This is a genomic window from uncultured Rothia sp. (genome assembly GCF_963555405.1).
Taxonomy (GTDB): Bacteria; Actinomycetota; Actinomycetes; order Actinomycetales; family Micrococcaceae; genus Rothia.
This window is the reverse complement of record NZ_CAUVVO010000005.1, coordinates 110,878-131,788: the sequence shown is the minus strand read 5'-3', so window position 1 is coordinate 131,788 and position 20,911 is coordinate 110,878. Positions and strand designations below refer to the sequence as shown.

The following is a 20,911-nucleotide window of genomic DNA, read 5'->3' as shown; positions in this document are numbered from 1 at the left end:
TCACAAGGAGGCGGTGCATCTCTCACGGTGTACAGGTGACGTATCGATTCGGGCGGGAGCAAGAACCTGACCAGCGCAGTTAAAGGCAGTTAAAGAGCGCACCCCCGGGCAACACGAGATACTATCCTACTCGTCACCCGGGGGTGCTAGAAACCGTTGATACGGCTACCGTTCAGCAGATTAGAGGCCCTTCGCCTCACGGTCAGCCTTAATCTGCGCAGCCGACGGAATCGTAATAGAGTTAGTCGCCATCTGCGCAATATCCACCGCGTGCGCATCCACCGCACCCGGCAGGTAATGGTCCGCATCCTCCAGCGTGCCGTCCTCCTGCGCCTTCTTCTGCGCACGAGCGTGAGAAATCGAAATACCGATACTCGCCGCCACCAGCAGAGCAATAGCAACCCAACGAACCAGGCCGGTAGCTTCACCAAGCATCACAATACCCACAGCCGCCGCAATCGCAGGCTCCAGGGACAGCACCACGCTATAAATGTGCGCGGGCAGCAGACGCAGCGAAGAAACCTCACCCAGCGCCGGCAGGGCAGAAGCCAGCAGACCCATCAGGCAGCCAATAGCCAGCAGGTGCACATCCTGGGTGACCTTCAACAGGTTATTGCCGCTTATCAGGAACGGGAACGGCAGAACCAGCAGGGTAGAGACAACGTTACCCACGACCATGCCGCCCATACCCGGAATCAGAGCGCCAACCTTCTCAGTCGCCAGAATATAGGCGGCACGAGAAATAGCGGTCAGGATTGCGAAAACCACACCCATCAACGCGAAATCTTCAGGCTTCGCCTGGGACTCAGCAGTCAGAATCGCCATGCCCGTAAATGACAGAGCAATCCACACCAGGTCCAGCTTACGGCGCGACATAACCGTCGCCAGCACCAGCGGACCCATAAACTCAATAGCCACCGCAATTGCTAGCGGAACCTGCTCAATAGCCACATAGAAGAAGGCATTCGCACCGGTCAGGGCGACACCGAGGACAATGACCGCCATCCACTGCTGACGGGTCCACGAACGAATCTGCGGGCGGAAGAACACCCACAGCAGGATAGAAGATGTCAGCAGGCGCAGAGCGACCACGCCCCAGGGGCCCAAATCGCCCATGAGCTGCTTGGCAAGAGCCGCACCGAACTGCGCCGAAATAATCGCGCCGGTCGCGTACGCAACACCCAGCCCCTGAGTCGCCAGGGGAGAACGCGCAGCATTGGGCGTATGGGTGGAAGAAGTCATAGTATTCCTTAGGATTCAGAAGAGGTATTAGCCGCTATCTGTCATCAGGCGCAACCCGAATCTCCGTGAAGCAGGTCACGCACTATGCAAACAATGAATAGTGTGTAATCTACGACAATTTTACGCGCTTTAAAATTGGGCGCAAATAAAGACCAAAACACCCTAACAAGCGATCAAAAACCTCCACGCCCTCGGTGAAATTTCACCCCCCAAACCCCACCACAGGCCCCATATTCAGGAAAAATTCACCAAGCCGTGATTTACTGAGAGCATGCTTGACCCGAAGAAGTCTCTATTCGATGAAGACGGCAACCCCCGTCCCGCACTGACCACCACCCTCGACAACGTACTGCGCATGCAACGACCGCTCGCGCTGTCCATCGTCAAAAAACTGCGTGAAGCACACCCCGACGAAACCCCCGAACAAATCCACAAGCGCCTCGACCGCACCTACCTGCGTGACATCACCGCCATCGGCGGCGTCACCGGCGCATCCGCATTCGTGCCCGGCGTCGGCACCGTCACCTCCATGAGCCTGTCCGCGCTCGCAGTCGGCGGCTACCTCGAACGCACCGCACTCTACGCCCAGGCAGTCGCAGAACTGCACGGCGTGCACGTACACGACCCCGAAACCGCCCGCTCCATGGTCATGGCAATCATGCTCGGCGAAGAAGGCTCCCAGCTCATGAACACCGTGCTGCTGCAGACCGGCAAGGCAGGCGGTGTCTCCAACAAGTGGGGCATGCTGCTCGGCAACTCCTCCAGCGGCAAGATGTTCAGCGTCGAACGTACCATCCGAAACATGTTCATCCGCCGCTTCCTCACCCGCCAGACCGGTGCACTGCTCGGCCGTGCCCTGCCCTTCGGCGTGGGCGCAGTCGTTGGCGGTGGCGCGAACCTGACCCTCGGCAAGGACGTCGTGCGCAACACCCGCCGAGCCTTCGGCGACGCGCCCGCCTACTTCCCCGCAGAGCTCATGATTACCCCGCGTGCACCGCGCGTACAGGGCGGCGAAGGTTCGGACGGCTCCTCCGGCGTGGCTGGCTCCCTGCTCAAGGGCGTCAAGGACGCAGGTAAGGCTGTAGGCAAGGTCTTCACCCGCGACAAGGGCAACGACACCGAAACCGGTCACCACCGCATGCTCGGCCGCTAAAATCCTCGCCGGTCATAAAACCGGAACATAGCGAAGACCCAACACGCTAAAGACCCCGAATCCCTGAATGCAGGGACCCGGGGTCTTTTGTTTATATCTTTGCTACGGACTAAGCGTTCTTCGCATGGTCCAGCAGCTGAGCCGCAATACCGTTATAGGTGTGCGGAGTCAGAGCCGACAGACGCGCCTCAGCCTTGGGGGAGAGGCCCAGAGTAGCCACAAACTCCTTCAGACGAGCAGCATCCACGCGGTGACCGCGAGTCAGCTCCTTCAGACGCTCATACGGGTTCTCCATGCCGGGAACACCTGCGATAGCCTCAGCGCGCATCACCATCTGGATCGCCTCAGCCAGAACCTCCCAGTTCGCATCCAGATCAGCGGAAATAACCTCGGTCGCAATATCCAGACGCTCAAGGCCCTTCACCACATTGGAGATAGCCAGCACCGAGTGACCAAACGCCACACCAATATTGCGCTGCGCCGAGGAGTCAGTCAGGTCACGCTGCCAACGAGAAGTCACCAGGGTCGAACCCAGCGAATCCAGCAGAGCGTTAGAGAGCTCCAGGTTAGCCTCCGCATTCTCAAAGCGAATCGGGTTCACCTTGTGCGGCATAGTCGACGAACCGGTCGCACCAGCCACCGGAATCTGACGGAAGAAACCAATCGAAATGTAGCTCCACACATCGGTGCAGAGGTTGTGCAACACGCGGTTGAAATGAGCGATATCCGAGTACAGCTCAGCCTGCCAGTCATGCGACTCAATCTGAGTGGTCAGCGGGTTCCAAGTCAGACCCAGGTGCTCCACAAAACCACGAGAAATCTTCTGCCAATCAGTGCTCGGCACCGAGGCGTAGTGCGCGGCGTAAGTACCGGTCGCACCATTAATCTTGCCGAGGAACTCGGTCGCCTTCACGTGCTTGACCTGGCGCTTCAGACGGTAGGCGAGCACGCCCATCTCCTTGCCCAGGGTGGTCGGGGTTGCGGGCTGACCGTGGGTGCGCGAAAGCATGGGAACCTCGCGGCCCTCCTCGGCCAGGTTCAGCAGAACCTCAATCAGCTCCTCCGCGGCGGGAATCCACACGTTCTGCACGGCATCCTTGATGCCCAGGGCGTAGGAGAGGTTGTTAATGTCTTCGGAGGTGCAGCCGAAGTGAACCAGCGGCACCAGGTGGCCCAGACCCAGGCCCTCCAGACGGCGACCAATGTAGTACTCAACCGCCTTCACATCGTGAACGGTGACAGCCTCAATCTCAGCCAGCTCCGCCACAGAATCAGCGTTGAAATCGGTCACGATGGCGCGCAGGCCCTTCTTCTGCTCCTCGCTCAGCGGGGACAGACCCGGCAGCACCTCGTGCTCGCACAGGTAAATGAACCACTCAACCTCAACGTGGATGCGGTCGCGGTTCAGCGCCGCCTCAGAAAGGTAGTTCGTCAGGGGTGCGGTCACGGAAGCGTAGCGTCCGTCCAGGGGGCCCAGCGCGAGTTCGCCGGTGCCCAGATCAATACGGCCAGAAGGCAAGAAGGTGTTATTGGTGTGAGACATAACTCTATTTTTGCATGAATTCGCCGAAAAAATGAGGCGGTCAGAACAGATGGACGTGATGGGCGGCCCCGTTAGTTGCAGAAATATGACATTGCGGGAAGCCACCGAGGGGGCAAAAACGGGGTCCGAAGGGCCCAAAACGTGCGAATTTTTCGAAACACACCGGAGTTATCCACAGGCTGGCGTATTCCACCTGCACGGTCGCCGCGGCAGATTTAGCCTAAAACAAACCCGCCGCGAAAGGACACACTATGACCACCATCGTCGACTCCGCACCACCATCCGCACCCCAGCTGCCCCGCATCGACCCAACAGATGTTCTCCGCGCAGCAGGACACATGGGCATCGGCACCACCGCCGGACACGCCCTCGCCGGGCAACTCATGGCAGCCGCCGAACTTGCCCGCGCTAAAGGCGCAGAACTCTCCCACAGGATGCGCACCGAAGCCCAAGAAATCCGCACCGCACACCAACGCGCCACCGAACTCAACGGCGACCACTGGACCTCAGAAGCAGGACGCGCCTACCGGCGACAACTCGAAGAACACCGCGAAAAAGTCCGCAACCAAGCCGAACAAGCCGAAGACGCCGCCGCCATGATCGCCGCCGCCGGTGAAGAACTCGCCAACGACCTCACCGCCAAAGCGCAAGCCATCAAAGCCGCCGCCTCCGCGGTAGATAACCTGCTCGGCAAAATCGCCGACGGCGTCGCGGACGCCCTCGAAAAGCTTGACCCCGGCGAAATCATCGCCCGCTCAGGCGTGCAAAAAGCCCAGTCAACGCTCGATTCACTTATGCACGTGAACCTGCCTGACGGGCTGAGCTCGCTCATCCGAACCCACTAACCTCAGGAGACACCATGCTTACCGGACCCACCGTTGCACCCATCGGTGACCTCAGCGACTCTGCAGGGCCCACCGCAGGCACCATCAGCGTCGCCCTTGAAGAAATGCCCGGCATCGCCGATGGGCTCGACGCCGTCAGCCGCAATTGCGCAGACCGCACCATGCCCGTTCTCGGTATTGCCGCCGAAACCCGGCTCTTCCTTGGCATCAACGGGCGTGCCCAGCAGGCTGCTGGGCTCTGCGCTGGCCTCGCTACAGACCTCGGCGGAAGCGCGCTAAAGTTCGGCGCCACCGCAGCAGCCGTCCGCGCCGCCCACAGCTCCTACCTGCAGACCGAAAATATTGTCGCAGGCTGGTTCGAATCTATGGGCATCGCAAAGGACGGCAAGCTACCCGATGGACGCAGCACCCGAGACCACCTCCGCGGGCTCATCGCCGGAGAACCCGGCGAAGCTAACTACCTCTTGAAGCTCACCATTCCCGAGCTTGGGTACTTCTCGGCATCTCGGACGCTGCCGTATTCGCCTCTCGTAGCGGGTATTCTCTTCGGCTTCACCGCCTACATGGATGCCAAATGGAACCCCGAGATTGCGCGTCAGCGAGCATTTGACCGCGTTGCAGACATGTTTGGCATTCCGCGAGGACTCGTTCGAAAGGCACTGGGAGGTGGCCTATTCGGCATCATTAAATCTGGAATCGATACTTATCTTGGCACTAAGGCTCATAATATTCGGACCGCTTCTGCCAATGAATACGGTATTGCTACGCATCGTGGCGAGAAAAACCAGCTTTCTGTGGGGGCCAGCTCGGACCGTCTTCTTGCGGCTGCTAAGGCGCAGGATCAGGAATTTGAGCGTTCCCGACAGAACCCCTCGACCGCTGAACGCAGTGCCGTGCTCGTCACCGTCATGTACGAAGCGGGACACGAAGGTGACCCAGCCCATGCTCTATACGTCGTGAGTATTCCGGGTACTAACTTTGATTCCTGGGGCGGATCTATCATAGATATCGTTGGTATCGGACGCGAAACATTAGGCAAAGATACTCTGGAGAACCCCGCCTATCAGATGGTTTTGCAAGCCCTGCGTGATGCCGGAGCACCTCAGGGTGCTCGTGTGTACCTGGAGGGTTTCAGCCAGGGAGGCATGATTGCCCACAATATGGCGAATAGTACTGAAGTCGCCAAAGAAATCAACATTGTGGGTGTCTACGCTCAAGCCGCCCCGCTACGAGGTCTGCCGGCTAAACGTCGTGACTTTGGAGTGGACTACGTGGAAGGAGACGGAGACCCAGTTCCTGACTCAGCAGTGAACCCTTTTGCCCAAATTTTCGGGGGAACGTGGCAGCCTGATGAACGCGATACGGTAATCACCGTCAATAACCCTGAACATCATGGTGAAAATTACGACGAAGCCCTACAGCGTGAAGGGCATAGTAGCAAGGTGCCTGGCGGCATGCGCACCGCAATGGACGGTAAAGAATATGTGCTGGGGGAACAGAAGGTAACCTCAGCCTCAAGCCTGCCGGACGGTCTGCCTCCTGCTGTACGAAGCAGCATAACAGCCGGACGTATCGGAATCTACGGTCGCGCTGCCTGGGATTCAGGAACCAGGCCTGGTGTCTTGGGTATAGCTGAGCTGGCTGATGAGAAGGCAGAGGCGCGGTTGCATCAAGCAAAGCGTGCAGTGCAGACCGGTATCGAAAGTACTCGGCAGAATGTCGAAGACACCGTCTCAGACGTCCAGCAGGGCATGGAAATCGTCAAGCAGAAGGCAGAGGGTCTTCAGCGAGAAGCTGGAGAAGCCGCCTGGGCGGTTGCTAAGCAAATCCCCGCGGTCATCGAGGGTGCCCAGAAGACGATTCCTCACCCCGAGCCGACTCCGTCGGAGAAGCCTCAGGACCCGCCGACTGCATGGCCCGAAACCCCTGTGCCGCAGATGTCCAAGGTGCCCCTCCTGCAGGGATACAACCCGCAGCATCTGCCGCCCGCCATCAATATGCCGAGCGACCTGAGCCGCCCGGAGCCTGCGCCCATCAAGATGCCCGGGGACCTGAGTCGTCCGGAGCCTGCCCCCATCAAGATGCCCGCTCGAATCGAGGCAGAGGGGCAGCTACCCCCTGCAGGTCTGATCCCGCCGGATATTCTGCCCAAACCTGCAGATCTGCATACGCACGTCGAAAAGGCTGTTACTCAGCCAATCATCGACCAGCTGCAGCTCCCTAGTGCAGGATCTGTGCTCAAGAATCCTCCAATCTTCGGATCCGGACAGGGCGGAGACTACGACGGCGGTGAGTCGCTCATCCCCACTCTGCCGGGGCTGAAGCCCGCACCCATGCTCCCGCCCAAGAGCATTGACCCGGGATTCCTCGCACCGACTCCGCCCGAGAACATCGACCCCGGGTTCCGCGCACCAGGCCCTCCCGAGGACCTGACTCCCCTCGAGGAGCGTGAACCCCTGATGGTCTAAAAGCCTAGCCTCAAGAACCAATCTTGACGGCTCGGTGGAGGGTGGAGGGGACGAGTAGAGTAGAGAAGAGAAAAAGGGGCGCCGCTGGGAACAACCCCGGCGGCGCCCCTCCTTCTTTGTGCTCAGCGCTCGCCGCAGGAATCTACTGGCTGCTCGAATCACTGCCTACTCAACCGCTGTCTGCTCTCCAGGTGAGAAGCGTTAGCCTCCGAGCCGCCCGCAGGCACATACTGGAACCATGAGCCAGTCAGCAGAACACGCCAACATCCCGGTCCGCCCCGTCTTCAACACCCTGCCCAGCTACGCGGCAGGCAAGCCCCCGGCACCCGTCGAAGGCCTCACCCAGTACAAGCTCTCCTCCAACGAGAACCCGCTGGGCCCCGTACCCGAGGTCGCGCGCGTCCTCGCAGAATTTGCGGCCGTACACCGCTACCCCGACCCGCTCTCTACCGCCCTGCGACAGAAGCTTTCGGCACGGCTGGGCGTGGATGCCGACGACATCGTCACTGGTGCCGGAAGCCTCGGTGCGCTCAACCAGATCCTTAAAACTTTCGCAGGAATAAACGCCGACGGCGTGCAGGACGAAGTCATCTACGCCTGGCGTTCCTTCGAGGCGTACCCGATTCTGGTCGGTATTATGGGCGCTCGCAGCGTGCAGGTGCCGAACCTGCCCGACGGATCGCACGACCTGGACGCCATGGCGGCAGCTATCACCGACCGCACCCGCCTGATTCTGGTCTGCACCCCCAACAACCCGACCGGCCCCGCCGTCACCGAAAGCCAGATTCGCGCGTTCCTGGCGAAGGTACCCGCACACATCCCCGTGGTGATTGATGAGGCGTACTTCGAGTTCTGCGCCGCCTCCACCGTGCCGGAAGGTGAAGAAGCCCCGCTGAACGGCTTGGGCATCTACCACGACTACGAGAACGTCATTATTCTGCGCACCTTCTCCAAGGCGCAGGGCTTGGCGGGTCTGCGTGTGGGCTACTCGATTTCGCACCCGCAGATTACGCAGCACCTGCGTGTGGCGGCGACCCCGTTTGCGGTGACGGCGCTGGCGGAGGCGGCGGCTATCGCCTCCATCGAGCATGAGGACGTTGTCATGCAGCGCGTGAGCCACCTGGTGTCTGAGCGTGAGCGCGTGACTGCCCGCCTGCGCGAGCTGGGTTACGAGTTCCCGAACACCTATGCGAACTTTGTGTGGCTGCCTTTGGGAGAGCGCACGGGCGAGTTTGTGCAGCTGATGGCCGAGCATGCGCTGTCGGTGCGCGCGTTCGGTACCGAGGGCGTGCGCGTGAGCATCGGTGAGGTGGAGGCGAACGACCGTTTCCTCTCGCTCTGCGAGGTCTTCGCGAAGGGGCTCTAGAGCCTCTTGTGAAGGGGAGTGGGTGGCCACCCGACCCTAATTGAACAATGTACTATTTTCCCTTGTCGAGGTTCGTTTGGGCTTTTCAATTGGTTCTCGCGTGGGAAAAATGGTGGCTCGAAAAAGCGCTTAATGGCTAAACTAAACCTCCTATATATTCTAGAAAAAGAATATATAGGAGGTTTAGTTTAATGATGTTCAAATAGTGAATGACAGGGCATAATACACTGCGTTATCAGCGTAACTGCCACGAGATAAAGCCGGAAAGAGTAGACTGGTAACTATATATGCCCAGACCCTCACAGGCCTGCCGGAACACCTCAAACCCTGCACCATCAGGTGAACGTTGAGACTAAACCCCGGGCCGCTGAGGGCCAAGCCCTCGTCACGTGTGGAGGTTAGATGCACGAGAACGACAAGTACCCGGGAGTGCCCGAACGCATCCAGCTCATGGATGAAAACGGCACCGTACACGAACACCCCACCTACAGCCGGTACATCGAAGACGTCAACGCAGACACTCTGCGCGAGGCATACCGCCTCATGTACACCACCCGCCGATTCGACGACGAGGCAACCGCCCTGCAGCGCCAGGGTCAGCTCGCCCTCTGGGTGCCCAGCCGAGGCCAGGAGGCCGCACAGATTGGCTCCGCACTCGCCTACGCGCCCAACGACTACATCTTCCCCTCCTACCGTGAGCACGCCGTCGCCCTGGCGCGCGGCGTGGACTTCCGCGACCTGATTACCATCTTCCGCGGCTCCACCACCCACGGCTGGGACATGAAGGCGCACAACTTCCACACCTACACCAAGGTGCTTGCAGCCCAGACCCTGCACGCCGTCGGCTACGCCATGGGCCTGAACTTTGATGCCGACATCGAGGCTGAAACCGGCACCCGCCCCACCGGTCAGGGTCAGGCAACCGACCCCGCCGAAGACACCCAGAAGCCCGCCGTGGCGGTCTACTTCGGTGACGGCTCCTCCACCGAGGGTGACGCGCACGAGTCCATGGTCTTCGCTGCTTCTTACAACGCGCCGGTGCTTTTCTTCGTGCAGAATAACCGCTGGGCTATCTCCGTGCCCTTTGAGGTGCAGTCCCGCGTGCCGGTGTCCACCCGCGCCGCAGGCTACGGCTTCGAAGGTATTCGCGTGGACGGCAACGACGTCCTCGCCGTGCTTGCCGCAACCCGCTACGCCATGGAGAAGATTCGCGCTGGCGAAGGCCCCGTGCTGATTGAGGCTGAGACCTACCGCCTCGGCCCGCACACTACCGCGGACGACCCCACCAAGTACCGCACCGACGCCGACCTTGAAGGCCCGCTGCACCGCGACCCCATGATCCGCCTCGAGAAGCACCTGCGCGATAACGGTTACGCTGACGACGCCTTCTTCGAAGAGGTCGCAGAATCGGCTCAGCAGGTCGCAGACGGTGTGCGTGAGGCAGTGCTGAACTCCGAAGTTGCCGACTTTGAGCACTTCTTCGACCGCGTCTACGCGCAGGAACACCAGCAGGTGGAAGACGACCGCGAGTTCTACCGCACCTACATTGCAGGCTTTGAGGAGGAGTAAGCATGAGCGAGAAAATTGAACGTTTGACCCTCGCCAAGGCCATCACCCGAGGCCTGGAAGACGCCATGGAAGCCGACCGCACCGTCGTCATGCTCGGTGAGGATATCGGCAAGCTCGGCGGCGTGTACCGCGTCACCGAGGGCCTGCAGGCGCGCTTTGGCAACCGCCGCGTCATGGATTCGCCCCTGGGCGAGTCCGGCATTATCGGTACCTCGATCGGTATGGCGCTGCGCGGCTACCGCCCCGTGCCGGAGATTCAGTTCGACGGCTTCGTGTTCCCCGCGTACAACCAAATCACGAGCCAGCTAGCGAAGATCCACAACCGCACCGATAAGCAGTACACGGTGCCGGTGACTATCCGCATTCCGTACGGTGGTGTGATTGGTTCGGTGGAGCACCACTCCGAATCCCCGGAGGCGCTGTTCGCCCACACGGCGGGCCTGCGTATTGTGACTCCCTCGACTCCGCACGAGGCGTACTGGATGACCCGCAAGGCGATTGAGTGCCCGGACCCGGTCATTATTTTTGAGCCGAAGCGCCGCTACTGGCTCAAGGGTGAAGTGGACTTTAGCGATACTTCCTTTGACCCGTTCAGCGCGCAGGTGGTGCGTGAGGGTACGGACGCGACCATCGTTGCGTACGGTCCGCTGGTGCCGGTCGCTCTGGCTGCCGCGGAGGCTGCCGTGGAGGATGGCCGCTCGATTGAGGTTATTGATTTGCGCTCGATTTCGCCGCTGGATGTGCCGACGGTTGCCGCTTCGGTGGCGAAGACCGGCCGCCTGATTATTGCGCACGAGGCGCCGACCTTCGGTGGTATGGGTGGCGAGCTGGCTGCGGCTATTACAGAGCGTTGCTTCTACAGCCTGCAGGCGCCGGTGATTCGCGTGGGCGGCTACTACATGCCGTACCCGGTTTCTCGTGTTGAAGAAGAGTACGTGCCCGATATTGACCGTATTCTTGAGGCGGTCGACCGCGCTTTTGACTACTAGGCATACCCTGATCTGACGTATCAGCGTGTTGCGCTATGGCGGGTTGAAAGCCCGCACAGAATATTCCGTATAGGGTATATGCCCTAGTGAGAGGTAAAAATGTCCCAGATTTTCCCGCTCCCTGACGTGGGTGAAGGCCTGACCGAAGCAGAAATCCTCAGCTGGAAGGTAGCCGTCGGTACCGAGGTCGCCATCAACGATGTCCTCGTCGAAATTGAAACCGCTAAGAGCGTCGTGGAACTGCCCTCGCCCTTCGCAGGCACCGTCGAGGCGCTACTCGTTGCCGAAGGTGAAACCGTTGAGGTGGGCACCCCGATTATCAGCATCTCCGGCGGCGACAACGCCCCCGCAACCCCGGCGGCACCCGCCGCAGCAGAGGCAGAGTCCGGCACTGCACTGGTCGGCTCCGGCCCTAAGGCGGACGCTGTGAAGCGTCGCGCCCGTAAGCGCCCCGCCTCCGCATCCCAGCCCGCACAGGCTACCGCGGCATCGGTCACGCCGGCTGTTCAGGCACCCGTGGCGCACACCCCCGCCGACCCGGTGAACCGCAACCAGGGCCTGCTGAGCGAGCTGGCTGAGCGCGCCTCCCGCTTTGTGGAGAACACCCCGCTGAACTCGGTGGTGCAGCGTCTGACCCCCGAACATGCGGCAGCTGCTCCGGTGCCGACCCTGCCGCCCGAGCAGGTTCCGCACCGCCCGACCCTCGCGCCGCCTCCGGTGCGCCTTGCCGCAAAGGAGCTGGGTGTTGACCTGGCGAACGTGACTGCTACCGGTGCGCGTGGCCAGGTGACCAAGCAGGACCTCATGAACTATGTGGCGCACCTGAGCGATGTGCAGCATAGCGGCGCCCGCCAGCCGTTCTGGCAGCCCGCAGTCACCCCCGGTGACCGCATTGAGCGCATTCCGGTGCGTGGTGTGCGTAAGGCAACCGCGAAGGCGATGGTTTCTTCGGCGTTTAGCGCCCCGCACGTGTCCATCTTCGTGGACGTTGATGCCTCCCGCACCATGGAGTTCGTGAAGCGCCTGAAGAAGTCTCGCCACTTTGAGGGCGTGAAGGTCACCCCGCTGCTCGTGCTTGCCGCCGCGGTAATTTGGGCTGCTGAGCGTAACCCGCAGGTCAATGCGACCTGGACCGACAGCGAAATCCAGATTAAGCACTTCATGAACCTGGGTATTGCTGCGGCGACCCCGCGCGGCCTGATGGTTCCGAACATTAAGGACGCTCAGGAGCTGTCCCTGCGTGAGCTGGCTGTTGCGCTGAATAACCTGACCACCCGCGCCCGTGAGGGTAAGACTCAGCCTGCTGAGATGGCGAACGGCACCCTGACCATTACGAACATCGGTTCGCTGGGTATTGATACGGGTACCCCGATTATCAACCCGGGTGAGGTTGCGATTGTTGCCTTCGGTACGATTAAGCAGAAGCCGTGGGTGGTTGACGGTGAGGTTATTCCTCGCTGGGTGACGACCCTGGGCGGCTCGTTCGATCACCGCGTGGTGGATGGTGACCTGTCGGCTCGTTTTATGGCTGATGTGGCTGCGATTCTTGAAGAGCCTGCACTGCTGCTGGACCACTAGGCGGCATGTTTCGGCTGGTCAGCGTTTTATCGCTGGGTAGCTGAAGCTGCTTAGGATACAGATTTAGATAGAGAAAACCTCCGGCACCTTGTCACAAGGTGCCGGAGGTTTTCTCTATGGTTTTATTCCTATCGCAACGAGGCGCAGGTGCTGAGAAGCCTAGGCGTCCTCGCGTGCCACCTGGTCGTTCGGATACTTGTCTACGCGGCGGTGGTACAGGCGTCCGCACAGGCCGCCGAGGATAGCGCCGAGGAAGCTCAACGCCAGAACCAGCAGAACCGCCAGCAGACCGTTCGCGAAGTCACCCGCAATCAGCTTCTGCAGGGACAGGGACGCAACACCGTTCTGGAACAGCTGAGGCGCCAGGAAGGTCGCCAGGGATCCGAGGATGAGCGCCATAATCTGCCAGAGCCACACGGCGATGCCCTGCTTTGCGCCGGCGAATCGTGCCATACGGCCCGCCGCGTAACCGCCCACCAGGTAGGCAAAGAAGATGAGCACACTCAACGCCACCGCGACCGGCACTGCGTTTGATGTGCCGCTGAAGAGGCGGGAGACCACCGAGGCGTACTCGATGGACTCGCTCTGACCGGTCAGGGTCAGCCACGACTGGATAGCCCACAGGCCACCGTCCATGAGGGAGATGGTGATCAGCCAGCCGAGCAGGCCGGGCAGCAGGTGCATGCGGGAGTAGCGGCTCTTCTGCATGGACAGTGCGGTTGCGGCGGTGAGGATGGGTTCCGCGCCAGCCGCACCGGCATCACCGGCGGGGGTGGGGATAACGAAGTGGTCATCTGCCGCGGGGTTAGCTTGCGGGGCGCTGGGTGCCGCATGGGCGTTGCTGGGTGCGGGCACCTCGTAGCTTGCCGCCGCAGTTGGTACGGTAGCGGGTGCACTAGTTGCGCCGCCGCGTACGTTGTCTGCGCTGGGGGCTGCGGGCTTGTCGAGCCAGCTGAGGTTGTTGGCGCCGGGTTCGCCCAAGTCAGCACCGGATTCTGAACCCTGAGAAGTGGTGCCGGGGGAGAGAATCGGCTGCGTTGCGGTAGCCGCCTCAGTAACAGAGAGAGGCAGGGTCGCATCCTGCGAGGACTGCGCAGAGGACTGAGCCGAAGAGACCGACTCACGCGCCTTTTCGTGGGCGCGGCGTGCGGCGTTCAGCTCCTCATCGGTCAGAACCACGGTGGGGTCGTCGGAGGAGAATGCCGCCTCCCACAGGTCACTTTCGGTGGGAGTGGACGCGGCGGCGGCCGGACGCTGCTGCGGGGTATTGTTCTGTGCGTTCATTAAATCCTTTGGATTCTAGTCCTGGCGCTGAATTTAGCGGTTGCGGTCAGCGTAGAAGGCGCGTGCTTCTTCCAGGGCTTCTGCGGAGTAGGTGTGCGGGTATGCCGGGCGTTCGTTCTCGTCCAGGGTACGGACCACGCGGCCGGGGTTGCCGACCACGAGGGAGTTAGCGGGGACGTCCTTGGTGACGACGGTGCCCGCGCCAATCACGGAGTTCTTGCCGATGGTCACACCACCCAGGATGATAGCGCCGCCACCGATCCAGACGTTGTCTTCAATGGTGATGGGCTCGCCACCTTCCCAGTATGCGGCGCGGTCGACCGGGTTGAGCGGATGGGTGGGGGTGAGGAACTGTACGTTGTTGCCGACGAGCACGGTGGAGCCGATACGGATCGGGCAGACGTCCAGGAAAACGCAGCCAAAGTTGAAGAAGGAGCCGTCACCAATATAGGTGTTCACGCCGTAGTCGAAGCGTGCGCCGGGGCGGATGTGCGAGTGCTCGCCCAGGTGGCCGAGGTGTTCACGGTAGACGTGCATTGCCTGTGCCTGCTCGCCGCGTGCGTAGTGTTCTTCAGCGAGGACGGTTGCAGCGTGGATGCGCTTAGTCTGCGCGGCGCATTCGGCGTCGGGCATGTAGGCGGCGCCGGAGACCATGCGGTTGAAGATGTCGCCGTTGGGGCGCTGCGGGGTGTGCATTAGTGGGCTCCTCCCAGAAGGTAAGCAAGTGCGATGATGGCCATTCCAAACAGGATGACGACTCCTCCGGCGATGGCGAATCGTTTGGAAATTTCGCGGAGGAGCTTCTTGAACTGTTCGTCAGTGATGTCTTGCTGTCGTTTACTCATGCTTTAAGTATCCCAGAGTTGCGGGGTTCTGCCTTAGTGTTTCGGTGTTTATTGCGGTATCTGGGGCGGGTGTGCCGTGTGATTTTCAGCGTGGAAAGAAACGGTGCTGAGTTGAAGCCTGCGGGGGCGGGAAGGCACAATCATTGCATGACTGAGGCTCAGAAGAACACGAACCTGCAGGATGCGGCGGCTCCTGTATCCCCCGCTGGCGCATCCGCTGGTGTAGCTGCTGGTGCGCATCCGTTGGCGCATCGCCCCTGGTTGAAGAACTATACTCCGTGGACTGCCCGCGATATTGAGCTGCCTGAAACCTCACTGAGCCACCTCATTGACGAGGCGGTTCGTACCGTACCCCATAAGGTTGCGCTGGAGTTCTTTGGCGCGACCACGACCTACGCTGAGCTGGGCGACCAGATTGAGCGTGCGGCGGAGGGCCTGCGTGTGGCGGGTGTGCAGGCGGGTGACCGTGTGGCGCTGATTCTGCCGAACTGTCCTCAGCATATTGCGGCGTTTTACGCGATTCTGCGTTTGGGCGCGATTGTGGTGGAGCATAACCCGCTGTATACGGGCGCGGAGTTGCGCCATATGTTTGAGGATCACGGCGCGAAGGTCGCGATTGTGTGGGATAAGATCGCTTCGCATATTACGGGTCTTCCGGCTGATATCCGCCCGAACCATATTTATTCGGTGAACATGATTTCGGCGATGCCTGCGCTGATGCGTACCGCGCTGAAGTTGCCGTTGAAGAGTGCGCGTGCTTCGCGTGAGAAGCTGACGGGTCCCGCTCCGGGTACGGTGCCGTGGTCGCATCTGCTGAAGAGCGACCGTATTGATCCTGCGCATCGCCGCCCGACCGCGCACGATATTGCGTTGCTGCAGTACACCTCTGGCACGACCGGTCTGCCGAAGGGTGTGATGCTCACGCACCGCAACCTGGAGTCTAACGGCCGCATGGGTGAGGCGTGGATTAACCCGGGCGATGACGAGGTGATTTACTCGGTTCTGCCGCTGTTCCACGCGTACGGCATGACCTTGGGTGTGACGATTGCGTCGCTGTGCCGTGCCCGCCTGGTGCTGTTCCCGACCGTGGATATGGACCTGATTTTGAAGGCGATGAAGAAGACCCGCCCGACCATTCTGCCTGCGGTTCCGCCGGTGTATCGCCGCCTGCTGGATGAGGCGAAGAAGCGTGGCGTGTCCCTGGAGGGTATCCGTTACGCGGTGTCCGGTGCGATGAACCTGCCGCCCGAGCTGGTCGCCGAGTGGGAGGAAGCCTCCGGCGGTTTTATGGTGGAGGGCTACGGCCTGACCGAGTGCGCGCCGCTGGTGTCCTGCAACCCGCTGAATGACACTCGCCGTGCAGGTTTCATCGGTGTTCCGTTCCCCTCCACCGATATTCGCGTGGTGGACCCGGAGACCGGCGAGGACGTGCCCGAGGGTGAAGAGGGCGAGCTGTGGGTGAAGGGCCCGCAGCGTTTTGCTGGCTACTGGAAGCGTGAAGACGAGACCGCGAAGACCATCACCCCTGACGGTTGGCTGCGTACCGGCGATATTGTGCGCCTGGACGAGGACTACTTCATCCAGATTGTTGACCGCATCAAGGAGGTCATTATTACCGGCGGTTTCAACGTCTCCCCGACGGAGGTTGAGGTCGCCCTCAAGCAGCACGACATGGTCGCGGATGCGGCGGTGGTCGGTATTCCGCTGCCCGCCGGTGGCGAGATGGTCGTTGCCGCCGTGGTTGCCGCCCCGGGCCGCGTGGTGCAGGAGCATACCCTGCGTGAGCACTGCTATTCGAAGGTGACCCGCTACAAGGTTCCGCGCCGCATCGTGGTGGTGGATGACCTGCCCCGTTCGATGCTGGGTAAGGTTCTGCGCCGTAAGGTGCGTGAGCAGCTGATTGCTTCGGGTGAGTTCGATCAGTAGGCGCTAGCGGCTCGCTGATTGCCCGTTTTATAAACGCCGGCTTGGGTTTTCATACCCTTGCCGGCGTTTTGTGTGCGCCTGAATACACCGATAATGGCGCTTTGTGACCTGGAAATAATCACCGTATGACGAAATATGACAAAATATGACGACCTTGACGTTCTGTGTCTCATGAATAGCTCTTAACTTCCACACCCGCCCCCGCGCGTGCTGTAATTGTCCCATCATCATTCCCATCGGACGTGCTAATACCAACGTCAGCACCCGGCGGAACGCATCATCATTCAACAGAAAGATTCATAGCCGTGAAGAAGTTTGCTGCTGCACTCGCAGTTGTCCCCATGGTCTTTGGCCTGGCAGCCTGCGGTTCCACCAACTCCTCCTCCTCTTCCTCCAGCTCCAAGAAGGTCACCATCGGTGTGGTTGGCTCTGAGAAGTTCAACAAGACCCTGAAGGAAGAAGCTAAGAAGCAGGGTATCGACATTGAGTACAAGGAGTTCAGCGCTTACACCGAGCCGAACCCCGCACTGGACGCCGGTGACATCGACATGAACCGCTTCCAGCACATCGCGTACCTGTCTAACTACAACGTGAGCGCTAACAAGGACCTGCAGATTGTCGGCCCGACCGTCATCTACCCGATGGCTCTGTTCTCCAAGAAGCACTCCAAGCTGGCTGACATCCCCCAGGGCGGCGAGATCGTTATCCCGAACGACACCGTGAACGAAGCACGCGCACTGAAGCTGCTGAAGACCAACGGTCTGGTTACCTTCAAGAACGCTGACGTTGACGCACCCACCATCGACGACGTTGACACCGCTAACTCCAAGGTGAAGGTCACCCCCGTCGACGCAACCCAGACCGTGGTTGGCATGGAGTCCGCTGACGGCGCAGTCGTCAACAACGACTTCCTCAAGGATGCAGGCCTGAAGCCCGCAGACGCACTGGCTCAGGACGACCCCAAGACCGACCCCTCGGCAATCAAGTACGTGAACCTCTTCGTTGCTCAGAAGGACAAGGCTGACGACGAGACCTACAAGAAGATTGTTGAACTCTTCCACACCAAGGCCGTCATGGACGTCGTTCAGGAAGAGACCCGCGGCACCGCTGTTGAGGTCAACGTGAGCACCGACGAGCTGCGTCAGTCCCTGGCTAACGAAGAAGCCAAGCTGCGCGCCAAGAAGTAATCTTCTAAATACACGCCTCCTCTAGGCATACGCAAAGGCGGTAAGTCTAAGAACCCGATGCGGGTCACGACAGGCTTACCGTCCTTTGCGTAACGGCGTTAAGGCCCTTTAGCGCCCCAACCACGACATTTACGGATACATATTTATGAGTGAACTGGCACAGAGCTTCGGCGACAGCACCTCGCCCATGGTGGTTCTGGACGGAGTCTCCAAGGTCTTCGGCAACGGCCCCAAGGCAGTAGTTGCTGTCGACAACGTCTCCCTCACCATTAACCGTGGTGAAATCTTTGCAATTATCGGCTACTCCGGCGCCGGTAAGTCCACCCTGGTCCGCCTCATTAACGGCCTGGAAACCACCACCAGCGGCACCCTGACCGTTGGCGGCTTCGAAATTTCCGGCAAGCGCGACTCCGAACTGCGCGAAGCACGCACCAACATCGGTATGATCTTCCAGCAGTTCAACCTGATGAACTCCCGCACCGTGCTCGGTAACGTCGAGTTCCCCCTGAAGATTGCCGGCTGGTCCAAGAAGGAACGCCGCGCCCGCGCCCTGGAAATGCTCGAGTTCGTGGGTCTTGCCGACCGTGCAGGCCACTACCCGAACCAGCTTTCGGGCGGTCAGAAGCAGCGTGTGGGTATTGCCCGCGCGCTCGCGACCAACCCCGCCCTGTTGCTGGCGGATGAGTCCACCAGCGCGCTGGACCCGGAAACCACTCATGAAGTGCTCGCCCTCCTCAAGCGCGTGAACCGCGAGCTGGGCGTGACCGTCGTGGTGATTACCCACGAGATGGACGTGGTCTCCAGCATCGCTGACCGTGTGGCGGTCATGGAGTCCGGCCGCGTGGTCGAGCAGGGCAACGTCTACGACGTCTTCTCCAACCCGCAGACCGACGTGGCGAAGCTGTTCGTGGCAACCACCGTCAAGCTTGCCCCCACCGGCAAGGAGGCGGCTGAGCTGCGCGCAAACCACAAGGGTTACCTCATCAACGTTGAAATCGTGGAGGGTAACCAGGAGCTCGGTAAGGTGCTGTCCTACCTGGGTGCCCGTAACGTCCGCTTCAACATTGTGGGCGGCGGTATTGAGACCCTGCAGGGCAAGGCGTACGGTACCCTCACCCTGGAACTTCTCGGCGAAATCACCAGCATTGATGCCGCTGTTGCTGAACTGAAGACCGTTGCTCGCGTGCAGGAGGTGCGCTAAATGTTTGCTACTACTCTTCCGCTGGCTGCGTCTAAGACTGACTGGTCTGAGTTCCTGCCCGAGAAGCTGCTCCCGGCTATCGGCGACACCTTCTACATGGTGTCTATCACCATGCTGTGTGCCGGTCTGGTTGGCCTGATTGTGGGTGCTCTGCTGTACACCACCCGTGCAGGTAATATTTTCCAGAACCGTTTCGTGTACACGATCCTGAACATTCTGGTGAACGTGATTCGCCCGATTCCGTTCATTATCCTGATTGCGGCGCTGGGCCCGCTGACGAGCGCCGTGGTGGGTACCCGCCTGGGCGTGAACGCTGCGGTTTTCGCGATGAGCTTCGGTGCTGCGTTCGCAATTGCCCGTATCGTGGAGCAGAACATGGTCTCCATTGACCCGGGTGTGATTGAGGCGGCCCGCGCGATGGGCGCTTCGAAGCTGACCATCCTGTTCACCGTGATGATTCCCGAGGCACTTGGCCCGCTAATCCTGGGTTACACCTTCCTCGTTATCGGCGTGGTGGATATGTCCGCTATGGCCGGTTACGTGGGTGCCGGTGGTCTGGGTAAGATCGCGATTGTGGACGGCTACCAGCGCTTCAACGATGAGATCACCTGGGCTGTTGTGGCGATTATTATCGTCCTGGTTCAGCTGGTTCAGTTCATCGGTAACTTCCTGGCGAAGAAGGTTATGCGCCGATAGGCTCGTGCCGCTATAGGTACAGCTGATAAAGCATAGAAGATCCCCGGTCTGCTCCTGAGGAGCGGGCCGGGGGTCTTTCTTTGTGTCTGGTTCCTTTGCGCTAGGGGAGGGGACGCTAGCTGCTTAGCCCTGCGCTGCTTCGGACTGCTGCGCCGCCTCAAGCTTGGCGATCCAGGTGCGTGCCGCCTCCCAGAGCTGCGGGTCCTTGAACGAATCGAAGCGGCCAAAACCGGTAGGTGCCTTCTGCAGGTCGGTACCGGCGGGAGTGTAAATCATGACCTTCGTGCCGGCGTCGCGTGCCGCCTGCGCACCGGCGGGGGAGTCCTCGAACGCCAGCGCCTCGTGACCTTCAAAGCCGAGGCGGCGTGCCGCCTCCAAGTACATGTCCGGGGCGGGCTTACCGTTGAGAACGTCGTTGCTACTGACCCAGGTGCGCACCAGCGGGGCATAACCGTAGCTTTCCATCTTCAGGGTCAGAATCTTCGCGGTGGAGTTCGACGCCACCGCAACGGGCATGTGCTCGCTCAGGAAGCCCAGGAACTCCTGCGCACCCTCAATCAGGTTCACGCCGGAGCTGATGACCTCGTGCTCGGTGGTGAGCAGGTCCTTCATCACGCGCTCGTGGTGCTCGGCGTATTCTGCGGAGGCGGTGTCCGGCTTCTGACCGTTCTGCGCCTCGTAGGAGAGCAGGGCAAGCTCCTCGGCGACATCAGCTGCCGCCAGGCCGGTGAGGCGGTGCTCCACCTCCTCGGTGAAGGGAACAGACCAGCGGGTGAAAAGCTCACGCTGCACATCGTTCCAGACGGTTTCGGAGTCGAGGAGGATGCCGTCGCAGTCGAAGATTGCGCAGCGGGGGAACCAATCGGAGGGTACGGTGTGTTCAAACATAATGTCAGTCTCTCACAGGGCTTGAGGCTATGGAAGTGGTGGCACGGTGGGTGAGAAAACATGCAGGGCACACGCCAGGTGAGGGCACAAAAGCACGCGGCACATAAGTAGGCATAAAGAAACCCTCCCGC

The 20,911-nt window shown here is 60.5% G+C and carries 17 protein-coding genes; 11 read left to right on the top strand and 6 right to left on the bottom strand.

The annotated features are described in order from the left end of the window. Positions 1–180: 180 nt before the first annotated feature. On the bottom strand, positions 181–1,242 hold the full coding sequence (locus tag RWL87_RS05220; protein ID WP_049353206.1) for a DMT family transporter: 1,062 nt from the start codon (positions 1,240–1,242) through the stop codon (positions 181–183). Between the two features lie 271 nt (positions 1,243–1,513). On the opposite strand from RWL87_RS05220, the gene RWL87_RS05215 reads away from it, so the two are divergent. Further along, positions 1,514–2,395, top strand: coding sequence for a hypothetical protein (locus RWL87_RS05215; RefSeq protein WP_049346152.1), 882 nt, complete (start codon positions 1,514–1,516; stop codon positions 2,393–2,395). A gap of 109 nt (positions 2,396–2,504) precedes the next feature. On the opposite strand, the gene purB is transcribed toward RWL87_RS05215, so the two are convergent. Continuing rightward, positions 2,505–3,938 (bottom strand): adenylosuccinate lyase, encoded by a 1,434-nt coding sequence (gene purB / locus RWL87_RS05210; protein ID WP_313969141.1) that lies wholly within the window; start codon positions 3,936–3,938, stop codon positions 2,505–2,507. A 251-nt stretch (positions 3,939–4,189) separates the two neighbouring features. Here purB and RWL87_RS05205 point away from each other — a divergent pair, with 251 nt between their 5' ends. The 6 genes from RWL87_RS05205 (at position 4,190) to RWL87_RS05180 (ending at position 12,753) form a co-directional block, all read left to right on the top strand. Continuing rightward, positions 4,190–4,783, top strand: coding sequence for an ABC transporter substrate-binding protein (locus tag RWL87_RS05205; protein ID WP_313969140.1), 594 nt, complete (start codon positions 4,190–4,192; stop codon positions 4,781–4,783). Between the two features lie 14 nt (positions 4,784–4,797). Further along, positions 4,798–7,251, top strand: coding sequence for an extensin (locus RWL87_RS05200; protein WP_313969139.1), 2,454 nt, complete (start codon positions 4,798–4,800; stop codon positions 7,249–7,251). 238 nt (positions 7,252–7,489) lie between these two features. After that, a complete protein-coding gene (locus tag RWL87_RS05195) occupies positions 7,490–8,617 on the top strand; it encodes a histidinol-phosphate transaminase (RefSeq protein WP_313969138.1) in 1,128 nt (375 codons plus the stop codon). Positions 8,618–9,019: 402 nt separating this feature from the next. Next, positions 9,020–10,186: a thiamine pyrophosphate-dependent enzyme gene (locus RWL87_RS05190; RefSeq protein WP_313969137.1), complete on the top strand. Its 1,167-nt coding sequence runs from the start codon at positions 9,020–9,022 to the stop codon at positions 10,184–10,186. A gap of 2 nt (positions 10,187–10,188) precedes the next feature. Beyond that, a complete protein-coding gene (locus tag RWL87_RS05185; protein WP_294627208.1) occupies positions 10,189–11,175 on the top strand; it encodes an alpha-ketoacid dehydrogenase subunit beta in 987 nt (328 codons plus the stop codon). A gap of 99 nt (positions 11,176–11,274) precedes the next feature. Next, positions 11,275–12,753 carry a 2-oxo acid dehydrogenase subunit E2 gene (locus tag RWL87_RS05180; protein ID WP_313969136.1) on the top strand — a complete coding sequence of 493 codons (1,479 nt, stop codon included), beginning with the start codon at positions 11,275–11,277 and terminating at the stop codon, positions 12,751–12,753. A 159-nt stretch (positions 12,754–12,912) separates the two neighbouring features. On the opposite strand, the gene RWL87_RS05175 is transcribed toward RWL87_RS05180, so the two are convergent. The 3 genes from RWL87_RS05175 to RWL87_RS05165 are packed head-to-tail and all read right to left on the bottom strand — an operon-like array spanning position 12,913 to position 14,882. Then, complete coding sequence (locus RWL87_RS05175) at positions 12,913–14,037, bottom strand: hypothetical protein (RefSeq protein WP_313969135.1); 1,125 nt, start codon at positions 14,035–14,037, stop codon at positions 12,913–12,915. Positions 14,038–14,070: 33 nt separating this feature from the next. Continuing rightward, positions 14,071–14,733 carry a sugar O-acetyltransferase gene (locus RWL87_RS05170; RefSeq protein WP_313969134.1) on the bottom strand — a complete coding sequence of 221 codons (663 nt, stop codon included), beginning with the start codon at positions 14,731–14,733 and terminating at the stop codon, positions 14,071–14,073. Further along, positions 14,733–14,882, bottom strand: coding sequence for a hypothetical protein (locus RWL87_RS05165; RefSeq protein WP_005504480.1), 150 nt, complete (start codon positions 14,880–14,882; stop codon positions 14,733–14,735). The genes RWL87_RS05170 and RWL87_RS05165 overlap by 1 nt, the downstream gene beginning before the upstream one ends. A gap of 147 nt (positions 14,883–15,029) precedes the next feature. Here RWL87_RS05165 and RWL87_RS05160 point away from each other — a divergent pair, with 147 nt between their 5' ends. From RWL87_RS05160 to RWL87_RS05145, 4 genes are all read left to right on the top strand, one after another. Further along, positions 15,030–16,808, top strand: coding sequence for a long-chain-fatty-acid--CoA ligase (locus tag RWL87_RS05160; protein WP_313969133.1), 1,779 nt, complete (start codon positions 15,030–15,032; stop codon positions 16,806–16,808). 305 nt (positions 16,809–17,113) lie between these two features. Then, entirely contained in the window at positions 17,114–17,995 is an 882-nt protein-coding gene (locus RWL87_RS05155; protein WP_313969132.1) for a MetQ/NlpA family ABC transporter substrate-binding protein, read from the top strand. Positions 17,996–18,140: 145 nt separating this feature from the next. Next, positions 18,141–19,196 (top strand): methionine ABC transporter ATP-binding protein, encoded by a 1,056-nt coding sequence (locus tag RWL87_RS05150; protein WP_313969131.1) that lies wholly within the window; start codon positions 18,141–18,143, stop codon positions 19,194–19,196. Next, positions 19,197–19,892, top strand: coding sequence for a methionine ABC transporter permease (locus tag RWL87_RS05145; RefSeq protein WP_294627196.1), 696 nt, complete (start codon positions 19,197–19,199; stop codon positions 19,890–19,892). Between the two features lie 123 nt (positions 19,893–20,015). Here RWL87_RS05145 and RWL87_RS05140 read toward each other — a convergent pair whose 3' ends face one another. After that, positions 20,016–20,780: an HAD family phosphatase gene (locus RWL87_RS05140; protein ID WP_313969130.1), complete on the bottom strand. Its 765-nt coding sequence runs from the start codon at positions 20,778–20,780 to the stop codon at positions 20,016–20,018. Between the last annotated feature and the right edge of the window lie 131 nt (positions 20,781–20,911).

Excerpts from the sequence above, each read along its gene's own strand:
- RWL87_RS05190 (WP_313969137.1), top strand. The coding sequence starts at position 9,020 with ATGCACGAGAACGACAAGTACCCGGGAGTGCCCGAACGCATCCAGCTC.
- RWL87_RS05180 (WP_313969136.1), top strand. The coding sequence starts at position 11,275 with ATGTCCCAGATTTTCCCGCTCCCTGACGTGGGTGAAGGCCTGACCGAA.
- RWL87_RS05170 (WP_313969134.1), bottom strand. The coding sequence starts at position 14,733 with ATGCACACCCCGCAGCGCCCCAACGGCGACATCTTCAACCGCATGGTC.
- RWL87_RS05185 (WP_294627208.1), top strand. The coding sequence starts at position 10,189 with ATGAGCGAGAAAATTGAACGTTTGACCCTCGCCAAGGCCATCACCCGA.
- RWL87_RS05205 (WP_313969140.1), top strand. The coding sequence starts at position 4,190 with ATGACCACCATCGTCGACTCCGCACCACCATCCGCACCCCAGCTGCCC.
- RWL87_RS05145 (WP_294627196.1), top strand. The coding sequence starts at position 19,197 with ATGTTTGCTACTACTCTTCCGCTGGCTGCGTCTAAGACTGACTGGTCT.
- RWL87_RS05215 (WP_049346152.1), top strand. The coding sequence starts at position 1,514 with ATGCTTGACCCGAAGAAGTCTCTATTCGATGAAGACGGCAACCCCCGT.
- RWL87_RS05220 (WP_049353206.1), bottom strand. The coding sequence starts at position 1,242 with ATGACTTCTTCCACCCATACGCCCAATGCTGCGCGTTCTCCCCTGGCG.
- RWL87_RS05200 (WP_313969139.1), top strand. The coding sequence starts at position 4,798 with ATGCTTACCGGACCCACCGTTGCACCCATCGGTGACCTCAGCGACTCT.
- RWL87_RS05175 (WP_313969135.1), bottom strand. The coding sequence starts at position 14,037 with ATGAACGCACAGAACAATACCCCGCAGCAGCGTCCGGCCGCCGCCGCG.
- RWL87_RS05140 (WP_313969130.1), bottom strand. The coding sequence starts at position 20,780 with ATGTTTGAACACACCGTACCCTCCGATTGGTTCCCCCGCTGCGCAATC.
- RWL87_RS05150 (WP_313969131.1), top strand. The coding sequence starts at position 18,141 with ATGAGTGAACTGGCACAGAGCTTCGGCGACAGCACCTCGCCCATGGTG.
- RWL87_RS05165 (WP_005504480.1), bottom strand. The coding sequence starts at position 14,882 with ATGAGTAAACGACAGCAAGACATCACTGACGAACAGTTCAAGAAGCTC.
- RWL87_RS05160 (WP_313969133.1), top strand. The coding sequence starts at position 15,030 with ATGACTGAGGCTCAGAAGAACACGAACCTGCAGGATGCGGCGGCTCCT.
- purB (WP_313969141.1), bottom strand. The coding sequence starts at position 3,938 with ATGTCTCACACCAATAACACCTTCTTGCCTTCTGGCCGTATTGATCTG.
- RWL87_RS05195 (WP_313969138.1), top strand. The coding sequence starts at position 7,490 with ATGAGCCAGTCAGCAGAACACGCCAACATCCCGGTCCGCCCCGTCTTC.